The organism is Hymenobacter aerophilus DSM 13606, assembly GCF_000382225.1.
Classification (GTDB): domain Bacteria; phylum Bacteroidota; class Bacteroidia; order Cytophagales; family Hymenobacteraceae; genus Hymenobacter; species Hymenobacter aerophilus.
In genome coordinates this window covers 1-17340 of record NZ_KB907837.1, presented here as the reverse complement: position 1 = coordinate 17340, position 17340 = coordinate 1, and the positions used below count along the sequence as shown (strand labels likewise).

Here is a 17340-nt window from a genome sequence, read left to right as displayed (position 1 = left end):
GCCTCTTCGTATTCAGGCATACTGCCTGCTTTTGCGCAGTCGAGCCAACTCAGCGCCCACATAACTTACAGCTTGAGGCTTGCAGCTTGCAGCTTGCAGCTCAACCCTTGCAGCTCCCAACAAATGATTCTTCCCCTCGCTTCCTCTTCCGAACTGCTGCCCAAGGTGATTATGGGCGTCGACCCCGGCACGTCCGTGATGGGCTACGCCGTGATTGAGGTGCGGGGCCAGAAGGTGACGGTGCTCTGCTACGACGTTATCGACATGCAGAAGCTGGGCTCCAACCACGCCCTCAAGCTCAAGCGCATTTTTGAGCGAATGCTGGAGCTGATTGACGAGTACCTGCCCGATGAGCTGGCCATCGAAGCCCCATTTTTCGGCGTGAACGTGCAGAGCATGCTCAAGCTGGGCCGGGCCCAGGGCATGGCCATTGCCGCCTGCCTCTCGCGCCAGATTCCGTACGTGGAGTACGCGCCCACCAAAGTCAAACAGGCCGTTACGGGCTCGGGCAGCGCCACCAAGGAGCAGGTGGCCCACATGCTGCGCCAGACGCTCACGTTGCCCCCCATCGCCGAGGCCAGCAAGTTCCTCGACGCCACCGACGCGCTGGGCGTGGCCCTGTGCCACCACTACCAGAAGGGCAACAACGTGAAGGCCGGTGGTAAAAGCTGGGGCAAGTTCCTGGCCGACAACCCCACCAAACTCGCCGCCCCGGTAGCCGGCAAAAAGGTAGCTGCGACCCGTAAGAAGCCGGCGGCGTAGGCAGGCGGGAGCCAGCAAAATTTCTTGAAGCGAATAATTTTATCATCTTGGCCCATTATTCGCAACCTCCTATTGGTCAAGATGCAGCGCCGCCCCATCCGCTCCACATCCCTCAAAGCCGTGGGCTACGACCCGGCCACGCAAACCCTGGAAATCGAGTACCGCCACGGCGGGTTGGTGCGCTACACCGGCGTGCCCGAGGAGTTGCACCAGGCGCTGCTGCAGGTGCCGGGCAAGGCGCTGTTTGTAGAGCAGGTGGTGGAGCGCGGGGGCTTCGGGCGCGAGCAGCTGCGGGGGTAACGGGCGCAGCTGCCCGGCATCCCCATTTACGCCTCCCCCAACTCGATTTCGCCCTTGAGGTAGGTGACGGCAGAGCCGCTCATCAGCACCCGCTCGCCGCGAAGCTCGCACCACAGCTCGCCACCGCGGGCCGATACCTGGCGGGCGCGGAGGCTGGTTTTATTTAGCCGTTCGGCCCAGTAGGGTACCAGCGTGGTGTGGGCCGAGCCGGTTACCGGGTCTTCGGGCACGCCCACGCGGGGGCCGAAAAAGCGCGATACAAAATCGATTCCGTCGGTGCCGGGGGCCGTGGCGATAACGCCGCGGAACTCCACTTCGGCCAGCCGGGCCTGGTTGGGGCGCAGAGCCCGCACCTCGGCCTCGGAGGCAAATACGCATACCAGGTCGGGGCCGGCCAGCAGGGCCAGCGGGGTGGCGCCCAGGCCGTCGGTCAGGCCATCGGGGTGGCGGGCCAGCGGCTGGGGCGGGCGGGCCGGGAAATCCAGGGTCAGCATACCGTTTTCGGCTTGGCTTACGCGCAACGGGCCGCTTTTCGAGTGGAATACAATTTCGGGCTGCTGGAAATTGAGGTGGCGGTAGAGCACGTGCGCCGAGGCCAGCGTGGCGTGCCCGCACAGCTCCACTTCCACGGCCGGCGTAAACCAACGGATTTCGTACTCGTGCGCCGCGTCGGCTTTAGGCACAAAAAAAGCCGTTTCGGCCAGGTTATTTTCGGCGGCAATGGCCAGCATGGTAGCGTCGGGCAGCCACGCGGTGAGGGGGCACACGGCGGCGGGGTTGCCGGCAAACGGACGGTCGGCGAAGGCATCGACCTGATACAGGGGCAGCAGCATAACGGAGTAGTAAAGTAAAACCAGCGCCACCGAAATCCGGCGGCCCGGCTAAACTACGGTTTCGGCGGCTATAGTGCTTCAAGCCAACAGTGGCGTTGCCGCTTGGGGTTAGCCGTGTGCCGGCCTTTTGCTCCTCTGCCAGTGCTGCCGCACCGCTTCGTTTTCACGGATTTTCCTCGACCAGCTCGCCGCCGATAAACACCTGGTGCACCGGGTTGTCGCCCAGCCAGTAGGGGATTTCGGGTAGCGTGGCCACGTTCAGCACCAGGATATCGGCGCGCAGGCCCGGCGCGAGGCTGCCGCACTCCTGCTGCTGGCCGATGGCCCAGGCGGCGTTGCGCGTCACGGCGGCCACGGCTTCGGCGGGCGTGAGGCCCATTTTCAGGCAGCCCATGCTCAGGGCCAGCCACAGGTTTTTGCTGGGGCACGAGCCGGGGTTGAAGTCGGTGCTGAGCGCCACCGGCAGGCCCGCATCAATAAACGCGCGGCCCGGCGCGTACTGCTCCAACCGCAGAAACAGCGGCACGAGCGGCAGCAGCACGGCCACCGTGCGGCCCTGCGTAGCGGTGGCAATGCGGGCGGCCGCTTCCGCCGAGAGGTAGTCGGCGTGGTCGATGCTGATGGCGCCCAGCTCGGCGGCCATTTCGCAGCCGCCCAGCTCGTGCATCTGCTCGGCATGGATTTTCAGCCCGAAGCCCCGTTCGCGGGCCGCGGTCAGGTAGGCGCGCGAGTCGGCGACGCTGAAGGCGCCCTGCTCGCAGAAAATATCGACGAACGGCACTTCGGCTGGATCAAGCTGGGGGAGCACGTCGTTCACGAGCATGGCCAGGTAGTCGGCGGGGCGGCCGGCGTACTCGGGGCCGGGCACGTGGGCGCCCAGGAAGGTGGGCACCACGCGCACGGGCTGCCGGCGGCCGGCCTCGCGGGCCACGCGCACCAGCCGCAGCTCGGTTTCGGCGTCGAGGCCGTAGCCGCTTTTGGCTTCGAGGGTCGTGACGCCGTAGCGGCGAAAGTCGGCCAAATGGCGCAGGGCATCGGTCAGCAGCGCGTCGTTGGAGGCGGCGCGGGTGGCGCGCACGGTGCTCAGGATGCCGCCGCCACCAGCCAGAATATCGAGGTACGACTCGCCTCGCAGCTTGCGCTCGAACTCGGCCGCCCGCTGCCCACCGAACACGAGGTGCGTGTGGCATTCTACCAGCCCGGGCATTACCACCCGGCCATGCGCCTCAACGATGTGCGTGGCGGGCGTGAGCTGGCTTTCATCGAGTTCGGCCATGGGCCCGATGGCCACAATCCGGTCGTTTTCGCAGGCCACGTAGCCGTCAGCGATGATGCGCCAGTTGGCCTGGTCGGGGCCGGCCAGCGGCTGGGTGGCAGGCGGGCCGGCCAGCGTGAGCAGCTGGCCGCAGTGGCGAATCAGGAGGGTGTAGGGCATGGCAAAGGGCAGAAGTCAGGCGGGTAAAGATGCACAGAAGCCGCGTAGGGCCAACTCTGTCTGTAGCCAGCAGGCTCAGCCCTGAGGCACCCAGGTTACGTATCGGGGTATTTGTCTGCGTATGCCCGTGCCGCCTGCCCCCATCGACGCACCCCTGATTCTGACGCTGCAACTCAACGACGAAGCCCAGCAGCACTTCGACGAGCTGCGCACGGCCCACTTCCCGCCGGCCCGCAACTACCTGCGGGCGCACGTCACGCTTTTCCACCATTTGCCGGGCGCCGATTACGCCCGCCTCGCCGGGCAGCTACAGGAGCTGGCCGCCGCCACCCCGCCCCTGCCGCTGCGCGTGGCGGGCGTGCGGTTTCTGGGCCAGGGCGTGGCGTATTTCCTCGAAAACGACCAACTGCGGCAGCTGCACCGCACGCTGCAGAGCCGCTGGGCCGCACACCTGCGCCCCCAGGATAGGCAGCCGCTGCGGCCCCACATCACGGTGCAAAACAAGGTAACGCCCGCCGCGGCCCGCGCCCTGCACGAGCAGCTTGCCGCCAGCTTCGAGCCCTATAATATTATCGGCACCGGCCTGGCCCTGTGGGCCTACCGCAACGGCCCCTGGGAGGCGCTGGCACAGTTTCCGTTTGAGGGTGAGGCCTTGGATTAATGGCAACTGTCATCCTGAGCACAGCGAAGGACCTATACAGAAGCTAACGTCAAGTATTGCCTTCTGTATAGGTCCTTCGCAAGCTCAGGATGACAGGCGTTATCACCCCATCACCCCATCACCTCAACGTGCCTTAATCGTGTGGGTGAGGGCTTTGAACTGCTCCAGGGCCTGGTCGAACTCCTGGCGGGCAATGCCTTGTAGCGCCACGGCAGTGCTGCCGATAACCGTTACCTGCTGATATACCAGCACCCGCTGGCCCCGCAGTTGGGCAAAGCCTTCGGTTTCGTAAGTTACCAGCTCGTTCACTTTGCCCGAGGTTATTTTGCGCGGCTTAAAGGCCTGGGGGCCGTCGGGGCGGGTCAGGAGCTGGGCGCTGATGTCGGCGGCCGTGATGGACGGGTTGTAGGGATAGGTGCTGACGGTGAGCAGCGGCTCGGGGCCGTAGTCGGGCTTGCGCTGGCCGCCCAGCGTGTAGGTGTAGGTGCCCTGCCGGGCCAGCGCCAGCGCGAAAGGCGACTTCTGCTCATCGAGCACGAACACGGTGTTGCCCAGCGCGACCGGCGCATCGGCGGCCGCGGGGCGGTAGGTGGCCGAGCGCAGGCTGCGGCGTAGCGCGGTGCCGGCAGCGGTGTCGGCGGCCGGGTAGCGGGCGTCGAGCAGCACCACAAACGTCGAGTCGCCGAATAGCAGCTGGCTGGTTTCCTGGGTGGGGCTGAGCTGCACCCGCGCCAGCTGGGCCGGGAAGCCATCGACCTGCAGCGCGCTGAAGCTGATGACTTTACCGCCGCGGGCCGCGAAGCGGGCGGGACCAAACCCCGCCGCCTGCCGGTAGTAGTTGCTGCCGGACATTTCCATTACCTGCAGCGCGGCGGGCCCGCGGCGCAGCCCCGTGAAGCCCGCGGCCGGCCCGAAACCGGGCGGCGGGCTTAGCCACACCTGCGTGCCAGTAACCAGCTGCGGGGCGGCCGGCGCGGGGGCCGAAACGGGGTTCAGGGTCTGGGCCGTGGCTACGTGCGGCAGGCTGCTCAGCAGGCCCAGGCCTGCCAGAAAAAACTTCGTCATTGCCTTCGGGTGCTTTCGGATGCCGGGTCGGGCCCGGTCCGCAATTCGGGGCAAAGTACGCACGAATCGGGCGAGCCGGCCGCCGAGTGGGCAGATTGGGCTAAGTTTGCCCGGCCAGCCAGCGGGTGCGCCGCTCCGCCCAGTGCCCATCGTCGCCGGCCGCTCACTTTACCGTTTTGCCCTATGCAAGCTCTTCTGCTGATTGACCTTCAGAACGATTTCGTGCCCGGCGGGTCGTTGGCCGTGCCCGGCGGCGACGCCGTGGTAGCGCTGGCCAACCAGCTGCAGCCCCATTTCGGGCTGGTGGTGGCCACCCAGGACTGGCACCCGGCCGGCCACGGCAGCTTCGCCAGTGCCCACCCCGGCCGCCAGCCCTTCGAGCAGGGCGAGCTGAATGGACTGCCCCAAACGCTCTGGCCCGACCACTGCGTGCAGGGCACGCCCGGCGCCGAATTCGTATCCGGCCTCGATCAGCACCGCATCGAAGCCATCTTCCGCAAAGGCACCGACCCGGGCATCGACTCGTACAGCGGCTTCTTCGACAACGGCCACCGCAAAAGTACCGGCCTGGCCGACTACCTGCGCGGCCGCGGCGTAACCGCCGTGTACCTGGCCGGCCTGGCCGCCGACTTCTGCGTTTATTTCTCGGCCCTCGATGCCCTGCAGCAAGGTTTCCAGGTCTTTTTCATCGAAGACGCCGCCCGCGCCATCAGCCCCGAAGGCTACCAGCAGGCCCGCACCGACCTGGAGCAGCGCGGCGCCCAATTCGTAACCACCGCCGAATTGGTAGCTTAGGTGTTAGGGCTTAGTTGTTAGGTGTTAGGGCTTAGAAGAACATCATTCAGAGCGCAGCGAAGAATCTCGCGTGAATCGTTGAACAACAACCGTTCTAATCGGCTCACGCGAGATTCTTCGCTGCGCTCTGAATGACGTTCTTCTAAGCCCTAAGCCCTAACAACTAAGCCCTAAAAAACCTACGGCTTTTGGGCGACTATAGAGTACATGAGCGGGAGCTTGCCGGGCAGGTGGGCGAGCTGGTAGCCGCCACCGGGGGCCGGCTGCAGGCCGTTCAGGCAGTCGTAGCACAAGTAGTCGTACTCCTCGAAATGGCGGATGGCCAGCCCCTGCCCCAGCAGCGCCCCCAGCACCTCGCCCAGGCTGTGGTTCCACGACACCGACGTTTCCTGCAGCGGGGCGGCGCGGTCGGCGTAGGTGCCGGTTTCCTGCTCGATGATGGTTTGGCGGTTGAAATAGGAGTATTCGATGCGGGTGAAGTCGTTGTCGAACATCCACACGGCGGGGTGCAGCTCCACCAGCACCAGCCGGCCGCCGGGGCGCAGACAGCGGGCCACGCCGGCCGCCCACTGCGCCAGGTCGGGCAGCCAGCCCAGCACGCCGTACGAGGTGAACACCATCTCAAACTGCCCATCGAAGCGGGCGGGCAACGCCAGCACATCGGCCTGCACGAACTCGGCCGTAAGCCCCAATTCCTGGCCCAGGGCGCGGGCGGCGGCCAGGGCCTCATCGGCCAGATCGACGCCCGTAACGTGGGCGCCGAGGCGGGCCAAGGAGAGCGTGTCGAGGCCGAAATGGCACTGCAGATGCAGGATGTGCTGGCCGGCTACGTTGCCCAGCAGGGCCAGCTCGGGCGGGTTGAGCGACGTTTTGCCCGCCCGGAAACCGGCCACGTCGTAGAAATCGGAGGTGAGATGGAAGGCGGTTTTGGCGTTCCAGAGGCGGCGGTTCAGCTCCAGGTAATCGGCCGGAATATCGGGCGGTAGGCTCATTTAAACGGTCAGGCGGGCTTGTTGAATAAACTCCCGGATCAGCTCCCGAATCAGCAGGCCGGCCTGGTTGCGGGGCAGCCAGGGGTTGTTGGGGTCGCAGTAGCCGGAAAGCGCGGCAAAGGCGGCGGGCGAAGCTACGGCAAAGGCCATCGACCACTCGGGAAACTCGCGCCAACTCACCGGCCCATCGGCCAGCTTCACCACGTCGCGGTGGCGCCGGTCGCGCTCGATGCGGCCGTAGAGCTGCTCCACGGCCGTGCGCTCGCCTTCCAGCACCTGCAACACCTGCCCATCGCAGTACAGCAGAATGCCCGTGATGTCGGCCTGGTGGTTTTTCTCCCGGAATTTGAGCAGCATTTCGCGCAGCAGACTCTCGCTAAGCTCGCCCACTACCTGGCTCGAATAAACAATGTGGTGCATAGCCGATGGGGTTCGTTTGGTCGCAGCCGGCGCCGCCCGGCAGCGGGCAGCGCGGCCGGAGCCGCGCCCGATCGGGCTGGGGCAGAAAGTCAATATACAATTTTACAGATAGATAGGCAAGCGCCGACGCCGGCCGCGGCGCCGACGGGGCGCTTCTTCTATCTTTTTAGGCCGTGGCCCGTACGTATCAACTTAGCTTCTTTCCCCTATGCCTACTACTCCTTCCCTTCCGGCCACCGATGTGGTGCTGATTGGCGCCGGCATCATGAGCGCCACGCTGGGCCTGATGCTCAAAGAGCTCGATCCGACGCTGACTATTACCATTTTCGAGCGCCTCGATGTGGCCGCCGCCGAAAGCTCCGACGCCTGGAACAACGCCGGCACCGGCCACTCGGCCTTCTGCGAGCTCAACTACACGCCCGAGCGGCCCGACGGCTCCATCGACATCAGCAAGGCCCTCAAAATTGCCGAGCAGTTCGAGCAGAGCAAGCAGTTCTGGGCTTTCCTGACGGAGAAATACGACGTGAAGGAAATCCAGCGCTTCATCAACTACATCCCGCACATGAGCTTCGTGATGGGCCGCGAAAATGTGGAGTTTCTGCGCAAGCGCCACGCCGCCCTCACCGAGTCGGCCCTGTTTAAGGGCATGAAATTCAGCGACGACCGGGCCGAAATCGAAAGCTGGATGCCGCTGGTGATGGACGGCCGCGACCCGGCCCAGACCGTGGCCGCCACCCGCATGGACCTGGGCACCGACGTCAATTTCGGCTCCCTGACCCGCGGCATGTTCTACCTGCTCCAAGAAAAGCCGGGCGTGACCATGCACTTCCACCACGAAGTAGAAAAGCTGCACCACAACGCCGACGGCAGCTGGCGCATAAAAACCCAAAACCTCGAAACCGATCAGGACGTGGAAACGCAGGCCAAGTTCGTGTTTATCGGGGCCGGTGGTGGCTCGCTGCCGCTGCTCGAAAAGTCGCACATTCCGGAAGCCGCCGGCTATGGGGGCTTCCCGGTGAGCGGGCAGTGGCTGCGCTGCGTGAACCCGGCCGTTATTGCCCGCCACAACGCCAAAGTGTACGGCAAGGCCTCGGTCGGCTCGCCGCCCATGTCGGTGCCCCACCTCGATACGCGCATGATTGACGGCGAAAAACAGCTGCTGTTTGGCCCCTACGCCGGTTTCAGCACCAAGTTCCTGAAAACGGGTTCCTACTTCGATTTGCCGGCTTCCATCCAGTTCGGCAACGTGAAGCCCATGATTATGGCGGGCCTCAAAAACCTGTCGCTCACCAAGTACCTCATCCAGCAGGTGCGCCAGTCGCCCGACGACCGGGTGGCGGCCCTGCGCGAGTACCTGCCCGAGGCCCAGGCCCAGGACTGGGAGCTGGCCATTGCCGGCCAGCGCGTACAGGTTATCAAAAAAGACAAAAAGCAGGGCGGTGTGCTCGAATTCGGCACCGAAGTAGTAACGGCCGCCGATGGCACCATTGCCGCGCTGCTCGGCGCCTCGCCCGGCGCCTCTACCGCCGTCAGCATCATGCTGAATCTGGTGCAGAAGTGCTTCCCCGAGCAGTCGGCTACGCCCGAGTGGCAGGCGAAATTCCGCGAAATGGTACCCACCTTAGGCCATAAGCTGGCCGACGAGCCCGAGCTGGTAAACAAAACCCGCACCCGCACCAGTACCATTCTGGGCCTGGTAACGCCCGAAGAGTTGGGGGTGTAGAGAGGATTTAGAAACAACTGTCATCCTGAGCGCAGCGAAGGACCCATACAGAAGGTAACTATCAATGTTAGCTTCTGTATGGGTCCTTCGCTGCGCTCAGGATGACAGTTCTATACTCGCTCCCCGCACTTACGTCCAGTACAGTACCGGGGCGTTGGGGAAGCGGGCCTGCCACTCGGTGTAGAAGAACTCCTTGAGCTGGCGCATATCGGTGGGCTGGTACACGAATTTGGTGCCGCCGAACTTGTTGCGCTTCACGGCGCGGGTGGCCTCATCGAGGTCGAGGCTGGTGTTGGGGTACCAGTCGAGCAGCACGTTTTTGGAGCCGGGCGTGAAGCGGTGGGTGATGAATTCCACGGTCAGGTCGCAGTCGAAATCGAGGGCGGCGGCCAGGCGGTCGAGCAGCTGGCGGTACTCGTGCTGCCAGTTGGGCAGCGGCATAAGGGGGGCCAGCACCACGCCCACCGGGTAGCCGCCCCCACCCTGCGCACGCGGCAACGCCAGCCGGCGCAGGGCCTGCAGCCGGGCCTCAACCGAGGCCGTGCCACCTTCCAGCCGGCGCACCAGCGGCTCGGCGTTCAGGCTGAAGCGGGCCCGGGTGCGGCCGTTATGGGGCAGCGTCAGCAGCGAATCTACGTGGTCGTACTTGCTCACGAAGCGCAGGTGCGTGCCCTCGCGCTGGCCATAGTAACGGATGCACTCGGCCAGCGAGCCGGTGAGGTGCTCGATACCCAGCACATCGGTGTAGCAGCTCACCTCGAAGCTTGTAGTGCGGCCGGGCTGCTCGTAGTTCTGCGTATTTTCGAGCAATTGCGGCAGATTGGCGAAGGCCCTGACCACCGGCGGGCCGCTGAGGCTGCCGGCCAGGTAGCAGTACTGGCAGTGGGCGGGGCAGCCTTCGGCCAGGTTCATCTGCCAGTCGGCCGAGGGGGGCGTGGGCTGCAGGCGCCGGGCGCCGGGCGGGGCGCACACCACGGCCAGCGTGCTTTTGGCCCGACGGTAGGTGTCGCGCACATCGTCGCCGCGCAGGCCCGTGAGGCGGTTGCTTTTCAGCAGCTCGATTTCCAGGTTGTGGCTTTCGGCGCGGGCCAGTATCTGCTGGCCGAAGGGCTCGTCGAGGGCGGCCGGGGTGAACACCACGCGCTTGGGCAGCCACAGCCTGGCGGCGTGCTGGCGCGGGGCCAACGCGGGGGTTGCGGCAGGTTCGGGCAGGATGTCGAGCGAGGGAAAAAGGGCAGTTTGCGTCATCTGTTAGGTAACGCTTTTTCGGCCCAAAACACTCCCGAAAACCGCTTTTTCGGCGGGAAATTGCGCCCTAGTTTTCGGGCAGAAACACCTCGGCCAACATGCACCGCACGCTGCCGCCGCCCAGCGTTTCGATGGTCGGGATGGGCAGTGGCAGCAGTTCGGCGTGGCGGCCCAGCTGCTGCCGCTGCTCGGCGGTCAGTGAGTCGTGGGCGCTCTGCGACATGGCCAGCAGCACCGGGCCGCCGGGCGGCTGCAGGGCCAGCATGTTGCCGGCAAAGCGCGCCACCTGGGCCAGCGAAATCGCCACGATTTCGTGGCCGGTTTCCGTCAGCGAGTCTTCCACCGCCCGGCGCTCGGTTTCATCCACAATGCTTTCCAGGCAGGCCACCGCGAAGCCGGGGCCGATGCTGAGCATGACGTTGGTATGGTAGATTTCCTGCCCCCGCGCATCCACCGACCGAAACGAGACGGGCTGGTAACCCAGCCGGGCGCAGACTTCGGCCAGCAACCCCGGCTCGGTGCGGGGCGAGCGGCCGGCGTAGGCCCGGCGGTGCTCGTGGTCGAAAATAATGCTGCCGGTGCCTTCCAGAAACCGGTTTTCGGCCTCGGCCGCCGACCAGTCCAGCACTTCCGTTATCTGAAACTCCTGGCCCAGAGCCGCCACAATGTCGGGGCGGCGCTCGGCGCGGCGGCTGGGGGCACACATGGGATACAGCACGGCGCGGCCATCGGCGTGCAGCGAGAGCCAGTTGTTGGGGAACACGGCGTCGGGCTTGGCGGGCGCGGGCGTATCGTCGAATACGCGCACCTGCACGCCGCGGTCCCGCAGCGTTTCCACCAGCGCCCCGAACTCGGCTACGGCCTGGGTTTCGGCGGCCGCGGCGCTCAGGTCGGCGGGGGCCTGCTGGAAGTGGTTGGACAGGGCCGTTTCGGCGTTGAAGCCGAACCGGGCGGGCCGGACGACAAATACGGTGGAGGCTGCTTGCTTCATGGGGCTAAACTACCGAAAATCTTTCCGCTAAATCAACCCGGCCAGGCTACCGCCGGCGCGCAAAAAAGCACGCCCCCAGGGTGGGAGCGTGCTTTTCAACTCTATAGAAGTAGGTGGGGCTAGGCGCGACGCACTTTCACGGCGTTCAGGCCCTTGCGGCCCTGCTCTACTTCGAATTCTACCTTGTCATTGTCGCGGATTTCGTCAATGAGGCCGGTTACGTGTACGAAGATGTCTTCGCCGGTTTCGGCGTTGTTGATGAAACCAAACCCTTTGGTTTCATTGAAGAATTTTACGGTTCCCGTCTGCATGATGCTTGGTAGGAGGTGGAGATGATAAAGCAAGCAGCAGCGGAACCTGTTGGCTCAATTCAGCGGGCTGAACCGAGTTGATGACTCGTTGGCAAGTTGCCTTTTAACGGGCTAAAGATAGACTTTATTTTTAGAACTGCCGGTCGGCCCAGGTCGGCTTACCCAACAAACCGGGCGCCCAGTCCGAAGTAGCCCAGCAGCAGTAGCCCGAAACCGGCCCAGAGTGCCAGTGCCCACCGCCGCGGCACCAGCAGCAGCATGGCGGCCGCCACGCCCGGCACGAGCACGCCCATCAGCAGCGACACCAGCACGTAGCCCAGGCCGGTGGCGCGGCCCAGCAGCTCCAGCACCCGAATGTTGTAGTCGTAGAACCCCTGGCCGGTGCTGCCGGGCTGCCGCAGCCGCAGCGCCAGCGCCAGCAAAGCGGCGGCGCCGGCCAGCAGCAGCCACCTGTAGCGCGACTGCCGCCACACCACCAGTGCCAGCCAGCCCAGCGCACCAGCCCGCAGTACACCAGAATATTAGAGCAGTTTTCAGGTCGTTGTACAGGTAGCGCATGTAGCGCGAACTTTGTAGTTCGCGTCCCCGCGCCGTGTGGGCGGCTCCACTGGCGCGGGGACGCGAACTACAAAGTTCGCGCTACTGCCCACCGGCCCCATATGCTGTACACTAATTTGAAAACCGGTGTAAGTTCGGCGTAGCTCAGGCCCGTCAGCCGGCTCACGCTCATAAACAGCACCACGAGGGCATCAAACAGGGCCCCGAAGGCTTTGACAGCAACTTGCATACGCCGGCAAATGTAGCGGGCGCGGCGGCCTGTTGCGGCTGGTACTTGGGTGGTTTGCTGCGGTGCTTTTGGGGGCAGATATGACCGAAGCTAAACCTTACGGCCGCCGGCCGGGTAAAGCAGCTGTCCGCCACGGTGCCGCCCCTTTGCTGGCCGGCTGTCGGGCGCCTTTCCTTCGCTGCTGATTTTCGCTTTATGACTGAATCAACGACTTCCGGCGCCACGCCGGCACCGCTTATTGTACTGGCCGGGGCCACCGGGGAGCTGGGGCTGCTGATTGCCCACCACCTGCGGCGGCGCGGCGCCGAGGTGCGGGCGCTGGTGCGCCCGGCCAGCCTGGCCGGGGCCGAAGCCGAGTCGTTGCGCCAGCAGGGCATTGAGGTAACGGGCGTGGACTACAACAGCGTGGCCGACCTCACCCGCGCCTGCCGGGATGCTACCTGCGTGGTGTCGGCGCTGAACGGGCTGCGCGAGGTGATGGTGGAAACCCAGGGCCGGCTGCTGGAGGCGGCCGTGGCGGCCGGCGTGCCGCGCTTCATCCCGTCCGATTTTTCGGCCGACTTCACCCGGGTACCCGAGGGCTCAAACCGCAACTTCGATTTGCGCCGCGAATTTGCCCGCCGCCTCGATGCGGCGCCCATCCAGGCCACCTCGGTGCTCAACGGCATGTTCATGGATTTGCTGCGCGGCACGGCGCCGGTGGTGCTGGCCGGCCCGCGACTGGTGCTGTACTGGGGCCGCCCCGACCAGCCCCTCGACTTCACTACGATGGTGGACACGGCCGATTTTACGGCCGCCGCGGCCCTCGACCCCAGCACGCCCCGCTACCTGCGCGTGGCCGGCGCCGTGGCCAGCCCCCGGCAGCTACGCGAGGCCGCTACGGCCGCTACCGGCCAGCGCTACCGGCTGCTGCGGCCCGGCGGTCTGGGCCTGCTGAGCACGCTCATCAAGCTCACCAAAACCCTGGCGCCGGCCCCCGACGACGTGTTTCCGCCCTGGCAGGGCATGCAGTATCTGCACAACATGCTCAGTGGCGACGCCAAGCTGCAGGGTCCGCTCGACAACAACCGCTACCCCGACATTCGCTGGGCGCCGCTGCGCACGGTGCTGGCCGGCCGCTAACCGGGCAGCGCACCGGAGCGAGCCCAGCGGCCCGGCATACTGGCCCGGTTCGTTAGCCCGACCGGCCGGCTTTGGGTTGGCCGCCGTAGCTTTGCGCTACCACCGTTTGCGCTTATGGACAACCGCCCCTCCCCCACCGCTGCTTCCTGGAAACGGCACATTTACCGCGTCGTTTTTGAGGCCGATACCCGGGCCGGCCAGCTGTTCGACATTCTGCTGCTGGTGGCCATTGTGCTGAGCGTGCTGGCCGTGATGCTGGAAAGCGTGAGCAGCATCAACGCCCGGTACGGGCCGGCGCTGCGGGTGGTGGAGTGGGTATTTACGGGCGTGTTTCTGGTCGAGTACGGGGTGCGGCTGCTGGTGGTGCGCCGGCCGCTGCGCTACGCCCTGAGTTGGCTGGGACTGATTGACCTGGTGGCCGTGGTGCCCTCGCTGCTGGCGCTGGTGCTGGTGGGCAGCCGCTACCTGCTGGTGGTGCGCACGGTGCGGCTGCTGCGGGTGTTTCGCATCTTCAAGCTGGGCCAGTTTATTGGCGAGGGCGAATTCATCCTGAGCGCCCTCAAGGCCAGCCGCTTCAAAATTCTGGTGTTTCTGTCGTCGCTCTTCACGCTGGCCATCCTGATGGGCACGTTTATGTACGTGCTCGAAGGCGGTGAAAACGGCTTCACCAGCATTCCGAAAAGCGTGTACTGGGCCGTGGTAACCCTGACCACAGTCGGCTACGGCGATATTTCGCCCGGCACGATGCTGGGGCAGACGCTGGCCACCCTGCTCATGATTATGGGCTACGCCATTATTGCCGTGCCCACCGGCATCGTATCGGCCCAGATGTCGCGCACGGCGGCCGCCAGTGCCCACGCCGCCGCGGCCGGAGCCGCTACGGCAACAGCGGCCGCGCTGGCCGATGCGCCGCCCACGGCCCCCGCCTACAAGCAGGCCCGCTGCCCCCGCTGCCAGGCCGAGGGCCACCGCCCCGACGCCGATTTCTGCTGGCACTGCGGCGGCCCGGTGTAGCGGTAGAGGCTTCGTCAGAGGTATCTCCGGTCAGCGGATACGAGCATGAAATCGTGCGGATTCTCCGGGTCATAGAGAAGCGCGACTTTGGCGCCTTCCGGGTAACGCGGCACGGCAAAAGCAACTCCGGAAGTTGACAACCCTTCGATTGTCCTCCCGTCCTGCGTTACGAAGCGCACGATAGGCCGCACAGTCGTGGTTCGCCCCCAGCTAATCTTATTACGAACAACCACCCCGCTTGCGCGAAGGCCATGCTGTTGCATCCGGTCATAGTGCCGCTTTGCTTTCAGATAGGTTATTACCGCCAGCACCACCGTCATGATGAGTATAGCGGCAATGAATAGCTTTGTCCAAGAATCCATACGCCTTTTATACTGAGTTTAGTACTTCTACCGACCCCTGAATGCCGTAGGGGCGGGGCTTGCTCCCGCCCACCGATGAACGGAACCGGATATGGCCGTTCATCGGCGGGCGGGGGCAAGCCCCGCCCCTACAGTGTTCCTCCTGTTCTTTAGTGTTATCCGGCTGGCAGCTGCTATAGCTTGATGCCCTGCGCGGCCATAGCCTGCTCTTGCTGGTGCTGGTTGGCCAGATACTCGGCGTGCTGCTCCGGCGTGCGCTTGGTGCCGAGGCGCTGCAGCTGCTCGCGCAGCTGGTCGGCGGGCAGGTCGTTGCAGTAGATGGGGCCGCCGGGCTGCTGCCGCCACGATTCGCGCAGGCTGCCCGCGTCGATGGCGTCGTAGCCCAGCTCTTCTACCAGCTGCATGACTTTCTGCTTGGCGGCGGCATCGTCGGAGGCGACGGGCAGGGCCACGCGGCCGGACGTGCCGGCGGGCTTCCCAGGCTGGGCGAGGTGGTCGGCGAGGATGTTGTTGAACACTTTCACGACGGGGCGGCCCAGCTGCTGCTGCACCCAGCCGCTTTCAGTCAGCTCGCCGGTTTCCAGCTCCGGCATCTGGCCGTCGCGCAGCATGGGGTAGTAGTTGCTCGTGTCGATGACGGGCACCTCGGCCGGTACGCCCGCGAACAGGTCTTTGGGCAGGTCGGGAATGTTTTTCAGCGGGATGGTTACCACGATGAGGTCGGTGCCGCGCTGGGCGGCTTCCTCGGCCGTTACGGCCGTAGCGCCCGTTTTCTGCTCCACGTCCTTGAGGGTTTCGGGCCCGCGGGAGTTGGCAATGTATACGTTGTGGCCGAGGCTGGTGAGCCGCACCGCCAGGGCGCTGCCGATGTGGCCGGCGCCGATGATTCCGATGTTCATAGGTTGCGTTGTTTGGTTCGTACGCCGGTGATGGTGCCGACGCAGGGTAGTAAACAGTAGAAGTGGGGGTTTGGGTTTTTCTTGGTGGTACGGTTAGAACGAGCACCGCCGCCGGAGCGGGGCTCGGGCGGCGGTGGGTGATTTACTGTTGAAACACAGTGTATAATTCTCTATCAAAGTACTCACCTAATTAATATAGTTTTCACATTGTATTGAATCTCATTGCTCCAGCTATTGACTGCAAAGTCATTAATCACTTGCCAATCAATCTGATCAGCGCTAATTCTTTAGAACTTCGATTGAATCTACACTAAAATTATATGGCTTCTCATTCATATCATAACTAAACGAAAAACCAATCTTCATATTTAATTCCTTCTCTCCTATTAATGCATACTCATTTTCTATATCACTATCAGCTGAATATCCATAACCTTCAACATCACATGAAATATTTAATGATCCAGAAATAATGCATTCTTCGTCTAATACATTAATATTTAAGTCAATTAAATTAGACATGTAGAATGTCTCACTGAATGCTATAAATCCTTTAGCATCATAATCAAGATTAAAAAGATAATTCAAGTCATAATACGTGAATTTATTCTTAATTTCGTTTTTTATCTCATCCCCTAAAGATGCTTTTATCATCTTTAGAATAAATATGTTATCAAAATCCTGATAGTCTAGCCACCTTTTGAAATTTCCAGAAAGCTCACCAATGGCTTGCTCCTCTTTTTGAACAAACTCCTTGAATGAACGACAAACTTTAAATCTCTTTGTATCTGACAGCAATTCAATATGTATTTCTAAGTCACCTTTCTTCAACTTGTCCGCGTCACAAAAATCACTTACATTATCTGTCATTAAATAACAACTATCTAACTCATAATCCTCTACAAACTTAGAGTAGACAAGCCATGTCAATGCATCTTTTAATTCGTTTTTATTATCAGAAAATGGCTTCGTTCTATTTACAGCTCTACGAACTATTTCAGACATCATTGAATCTTCATGATACAAAATTTCAAGCACACCTTCATTATATAAGTTTTGATAGAATCTTTTTAATCCATCAACTGAAACCTTCGCATCTATGAATACTTTAGAAGACAAATTAAAATTATAGTGCTTAGAATCGTAAACTATTTTCTCCAACTTATCAATTTCTCCTTTCATAATTTTTTCATAATTTCTAACTAATTCATCAAGTACTATTCTTGACATATAAAAATAAACATTAGAGCTTTTCATTCTAGCTAGCGAAAGTATTTTGCCAGAAAAATTACCTTTAAAGAAAGGATCCTTATACAATACTGATGTATCAAGAAAAATGTGCAATCCTTCCATTTACTATAGCGGTTTCGTGAACATCTAGCCCATCTTTACGCTTGTGCGACGTGATAGCCGCAGTGGTTGAACCACCCGAGCGCATCAGCGCTGGTAATCCAGTTGACGGCCTCTTGCAGCGCGTCGATTAACGCCTCGCGGGTGCGGGCCTGTGCCGCCCGTAGCTTGGTTTTGAGCTTGCTCCAAGCCTGCTCGACGGGGGTGAAGTCGGGCGAGTAGGGCGGCAGAAACAGCAGTTCCACGCCCCGCCCGGCTAGCCACTGTTTT

20 protein-coding genes and 1 pseudogene are annotated in these 17340 nt (G+C 62.6%); 7 read left to right on the top strand and 14 right to left on the bottom strand.

All coding sequences use genetic code 11. The features are described from left to right. Positions 1-123 precede the first annotated feature (123 nt). Together ruvC and H145_RS21955 are read left to right on the top strand one after the other, a co-directional pair. Entirely contained in the window at positions 124-762 is a 639-nt protein-coding gene (ruvC, locus tag H145_RS0117775; protein ID WP_019949510.1) for a crossover junction endodeoxyribonuclease RuvC, read from the top strand. Between the two features lie 81 nt (positions 763-843). Beyond that, positions 844-1062: a KTSC domain-containing protein gene (locus H145_RS21955; protein ID WP_019949509.1), complete on the top strand. Its 219-nt coding sequence runs from the start codon at positions 844-846 to the stop codon at positions 1060-1062. 26 nt (positions 1063-1088) lie between these two features. Here H145_RS21955 and H145_RS0117765 read toward each other — a convergent pair whose 3' ends face one another. After that, positions 1089-1895: a PhzF family phenazine biosynthesis protein gene (locus tag H145_RS0117765; RefSeq protein WP_019949508.1), complete on the bottom strand. Its 807-nt coding sequence runs from the start codon at positions 1893-1895 to the stop codon at positions 1089-1091. A 163-nt stretch (positions 1896-2058) separates the two neighbouring features. Then, entirely contained in the window at positions 2059-3330 is a 1272-nt protein-coding gene (hutI, locus tag H145_RS0117760) for an imidazolonepropionase (RefSeq protein ID WP_019949507.1), read from the bottom strand. Positions 3331-3451: 121 nt separating this feature from the next. Here hutI and H145_RS0117755 point away from each other — a divergent pair, with 121 nt between their 5' ends. Next, positions 3452-3991: a 2'-5' RNA ligase family protein gene (locus H145_RS0117755; RefSeq protein ID WP_019949506.1), complete on the top strand. Its 540-nt coding sequence runs from the start codon at positions 3452-3454 to the stop codon at positions 3989-3991. 123 nt (positions 3992-4114) lie between these two features. Here the strand turns inward: H145_RS0117755 and H145_RS0117750 are convergent, their stop codons facing one another. After that, positions 4115-5056, bottom strand: a complete 942-nt coding sequence (locus H145_RS0117750; protein WP_019949505.1) for a hypothetical protein — start codon at positions 5054-5056, stop codon at positions 4115-4117. A gap of 183 nt (positions 5057-5239) precedes the next feature. Between H145_RS0117750 and pncA the strand changes: the two genes are divergently transcribed. Then, positions 5240-5851 (top strand): bifunctional nicotinamidase/pyrazinamidase, encoded by a 612-nt coding sequence (gene pncA / locus H145_RS0117745; protein WP_019949504.1) that lies wholly within the window; start codon positions 5240-5242, stop codon positions 5849-5851. A gap of 179 nt (positions 5852-6030) precedes the next feature. Here the strand turns inward: pncA and H145_RS0117740 are convergent, their stop codons facing one another. Both H145_RS0117740 and H145_RS21950 read right to left on the bottom strand, forming a co-directional pair. Next, positions 6031-6843, bottom strand: a complete 813-nt coding sequence (locus H145_RS0117740; protein ID WP_019949503.1) for a class I SAM-dependent methyltransferase — start codon at positions 6841-6843, stop codon at positions 6031-6033. Further along, complete coding sequence (locus tag H145_RS21950; protein WP_019949502.1) at positions 6844-7263, bottom strand: BLUF domain-containing protein; 420 nt, start codon at positions 7261-7263, stop codon at positions 6844-6846. Positions 7264-7471: 208 nt separating this feature from the next. Between H145_RS21950 and H145_RS0117730 the strand changes: the two genes are divergently transcribed. After that, positions 7472-8986: a malate:quinone oxidoreductase gene (locus tag H145_RS0117730; RefSeq protein ID WP_033426415.1), complete on the top strand. Its 1515-nt coding sequence runs from the start codon at positions 7472-7474 to the stop codon at positions 8984-8986. A 129-nt stretch (positions 8987-9115) separates the two neighbouring features. On the opposite strand, the gene H145_RS0117725 is transcribed toward H145_RS0117730, so the two are convergent. The 5 genes from H145_RS0117725 to H145_RS24330 all read right to left on the bottom strand — a co-directional run bounded on the left by H145_RS0117725 (position 9116) and on the right by H145_RS24330 (position 12323). Further along, on the bottom strand, positions 9116-10234 hold the full coding sequence (locus H145_RS0117725; RefSeq protein ID WP_019949500.1) for an SPL family radical SAM protein: 1119 nt from the start codon (positions 10232-10234) through the stop codon (positions 9116-9118). 67 nt (positions 10235-10301) lie between these two features. Next, a complete protein-coding gene (gene ctlX / locus H145_RS0117720; protein ID WP_019949499.1) occupies positions 10302-11225 on the bottom strand; it encodes a citrulline utilization hydrolase CtlX in 924 nt (307 codons plus the stop codon). Between the two features lie 119 nt (positions 11226-11344). Continuing rightward, positions 11345-11536: a cold-shock protein gene (locus tag H145_RS0117715; protein ID WP_019949498.1), complete on the bottom strand. Its 192-nt coding sequence runs from the start codon at positions 11534-11536 to the stop codon at positions 11345-11347. Between the two features lie 158 nt (positions 11537-11694). Further along, the gene (locus H145_RS0117710) at positions 11695-12012 is read right to left on the bottom strand and encodes a hypothetical protein (RefSeq protein ID WP_019949497.1); all 318 of its coding nucleotides are present in this window, start codon (positions 12010-12012) and stop codon (positions 11695-11697) included. Between the two features lie 149 nt (positions 12013-12161). Beyond that, the gene (locus H145_RS24330) at positions 12162-12323 is read right to left on the bottom strand and encodes a hypothetical protein (protein ID WP_019949496.1); all 162 of its coding nucleotides are present in this window, start codon (positions 12321-12323) and stop codon (positions 12162-12164) included. Between the two features lie 195 nt (positions 12324-12518). Here H145_RS24330 and H145_RS0117700 point away from each other — a divergent pair, with 195 nt between their 5' ends. After that, positions 12519-13445, top strand: coding sequence for an NmrA family NAD(P)-binding protein (locus tag H145_RS0117700; RefSeq protein ID WP_019949495.1), 927 nt, complete (start codon positions 12519-12521; stop codon positions 13443-13445). 114 nt (positions 13446-13559) lie between these two features. Further along, positions 13560-14459 carry an ion transporter gene (locus H145_RS0117695; protein ID WP_019949494.1) on the top strand — a complete coding sequence of 300 codons (900 nt, stop codon included), beginning with the start codon at positions 13560-13562 and terminating at the stop codon, positions 14457-14459. 14 nt (positions 14460-14473) lie between these two features. On the opposite strand, the gene H145_RS0117690 is transcribed toward H145_RS0117695, so the two are convergent. The 4 genes and pseudogenes from H145_RS0117690 to H145_RS25090 all read right to left on the bottom strand — a co-directional run. Then, complete coding sequence (locus H145_RS0117690; protein ID WP_019949493.1) at positions 14474-14821, bottom strand: DUF3592 domain-containing protein; 348 nt, start codon at positions 14819-14821, stop codon at positions 14474-14476. Positions 14822-14994: 173 nt separating this feature from the next. Beyond that, a complete protein-coding gene (locus H145_RS0117685) occupies positions 14995-15765 on the bottom strand; it encodes an NADPH-dependent F420 reductase (protein ID WP_262489240.1) in 771 nt (256 codons plus the stop codon). 234 nt (positions 15766-15999) lie between these two features. Next, positions 16000-17073, bottom strand: coding sequence for a PIN domain-containing protein (locus H145_RS24325; protein WP_157541761.1), 1074 nt, complete (start codon positions 17071-17073; stop codon positions 16000-16002). Between the two features lie 142 nt (positions 17074-17215). Next, positions 17216-17340, bottom strand: a pseudogene (locus tag H145_RS25090) (transposase); the annotation flags it as partial.

Bases quoted from the DNA above. Each gene is read 5' to 3' on its own strand.
- ruvC (WP_019949510.1), top strand. From the start codon at position 124: ATGATTCTTCCCCTCGCTTCCTCTTCCGAACTGCTGCCCAAGGTGATT.
- H145_RS0117695 (WP_019949494.1), top strand. From the start codon at position 13,560: ATGGACAACCGCCCCTCCCCCACCGCTGCTTCCTGGAAACGGCACATT.
- H145_RS0117715 (WP_019949498.1), bottom strand. From the start codon at position 11,536: ATGCAGACGGGAACCGTAAAATTCTTCAATGAAACCAAAGGGTTTGGT.
- H145_RS0117730 (WP_033426415.1), top strand. From the start codon at position 7,472: ATGCCTACTACTCCTTCCCTTCCGGCCACCGATGTGGTGCTGATTGGC.
- H145_RS21950 (WP_019949502.1), bottom strand. From the start codon at position 7,263: ATGCACCACATTGTTTATTCGAGCCAGGTAGTGGGCGAGCTTAGCGAG.
- H145_RS0117765 (WP_019949508.1), bottom strand. From the start codon at position 1,895: ATGCTGCTGCCCCTGTATCAGGTCGATGCCTTCGCCGACCGTCCGTTT.
- H145_RS24330 (WP_019949496.1), bottom strand. From the start codon at position 12,323: ATGCAAGTTGCTGTCAAAGCCTTCGGGGCCCTGTTTGATGCCCTCGTG.
- H145_RS0117725 (WP_019949500.1), bottom strand. From the start codon at position 10,234: ATGACGCAAACTGCCCTTTTTCCCTCGCTCGACATCCTGCCCGAACCT.
- pncA (WP_019949504.1), top strand. From the start codon at position 5,240: ATGCAAGCTCTTCTGCTGATTGACCTTCAGAACGATTTCGTGCCCGGC.
- H145_RS0117740 (WP_019949503.1), bottom strand. From the start codon at position 6,843: ATGAGCCTACCGCCCGATATTCCGGCCGATTACCTGGAGCTGAACCGC.
- ctlX (WP_019949499.1), bottom strand. From the start codon at position 11,225: ATGAAGCAAGCAGCCTCCACCGTATTTGTCGTCCGGCCCGCCCGGTTC.
- H145_RS21955 (WP_019949509.1), top strand. From the start codon at position 844: ATGCAGCGCCGCCCCATCCGCTCCACATCCCTCAAAGCCGTGGGCTAC.
- hutI (WP_019949507.1), bottom strand. From the start codon at position 3,330: ATGCCCTACACCCTCCTGATTCGCCACTGCGGCCAGCTGCTCACGCTG.
- H145_RS24325 (WP_157541761.1), bottom strand. From the start codon at position 17,073: ATGGAAGGATTGCACATTTTTCTTGATACATCAGTATTGTATAAGGAT.
- H145_RS0117750 (WP_019949505.1), bottom strand. From the start codon at position 5,056: ATGACGAAGTTTTTTCTGGCAGGCCTGGGCCTGCTGAGCAGCCTGCCG.
- H145_RS0117755 (WP_019949506.1), top strand. From the start codon at position 3,452: ATGCCCGTGCCGCCTGCCCCCATCGACGCACCCCTGATTCTGACGCTG.
- H145_RS0117700 (WP_019949495.1), top strand. From the start codon at position 12,519: ATGACTGAATCAACGACTTCCGGCGCCACGCCGGCACCGCTTATTGTA.
- H145_RS0117690 (WP_019949493.1), bottom strand. From the start codon at position 14,821: ATGGATTCTTGGACAAAGCTATTCATTGCCGCTATACTCATCATGACG.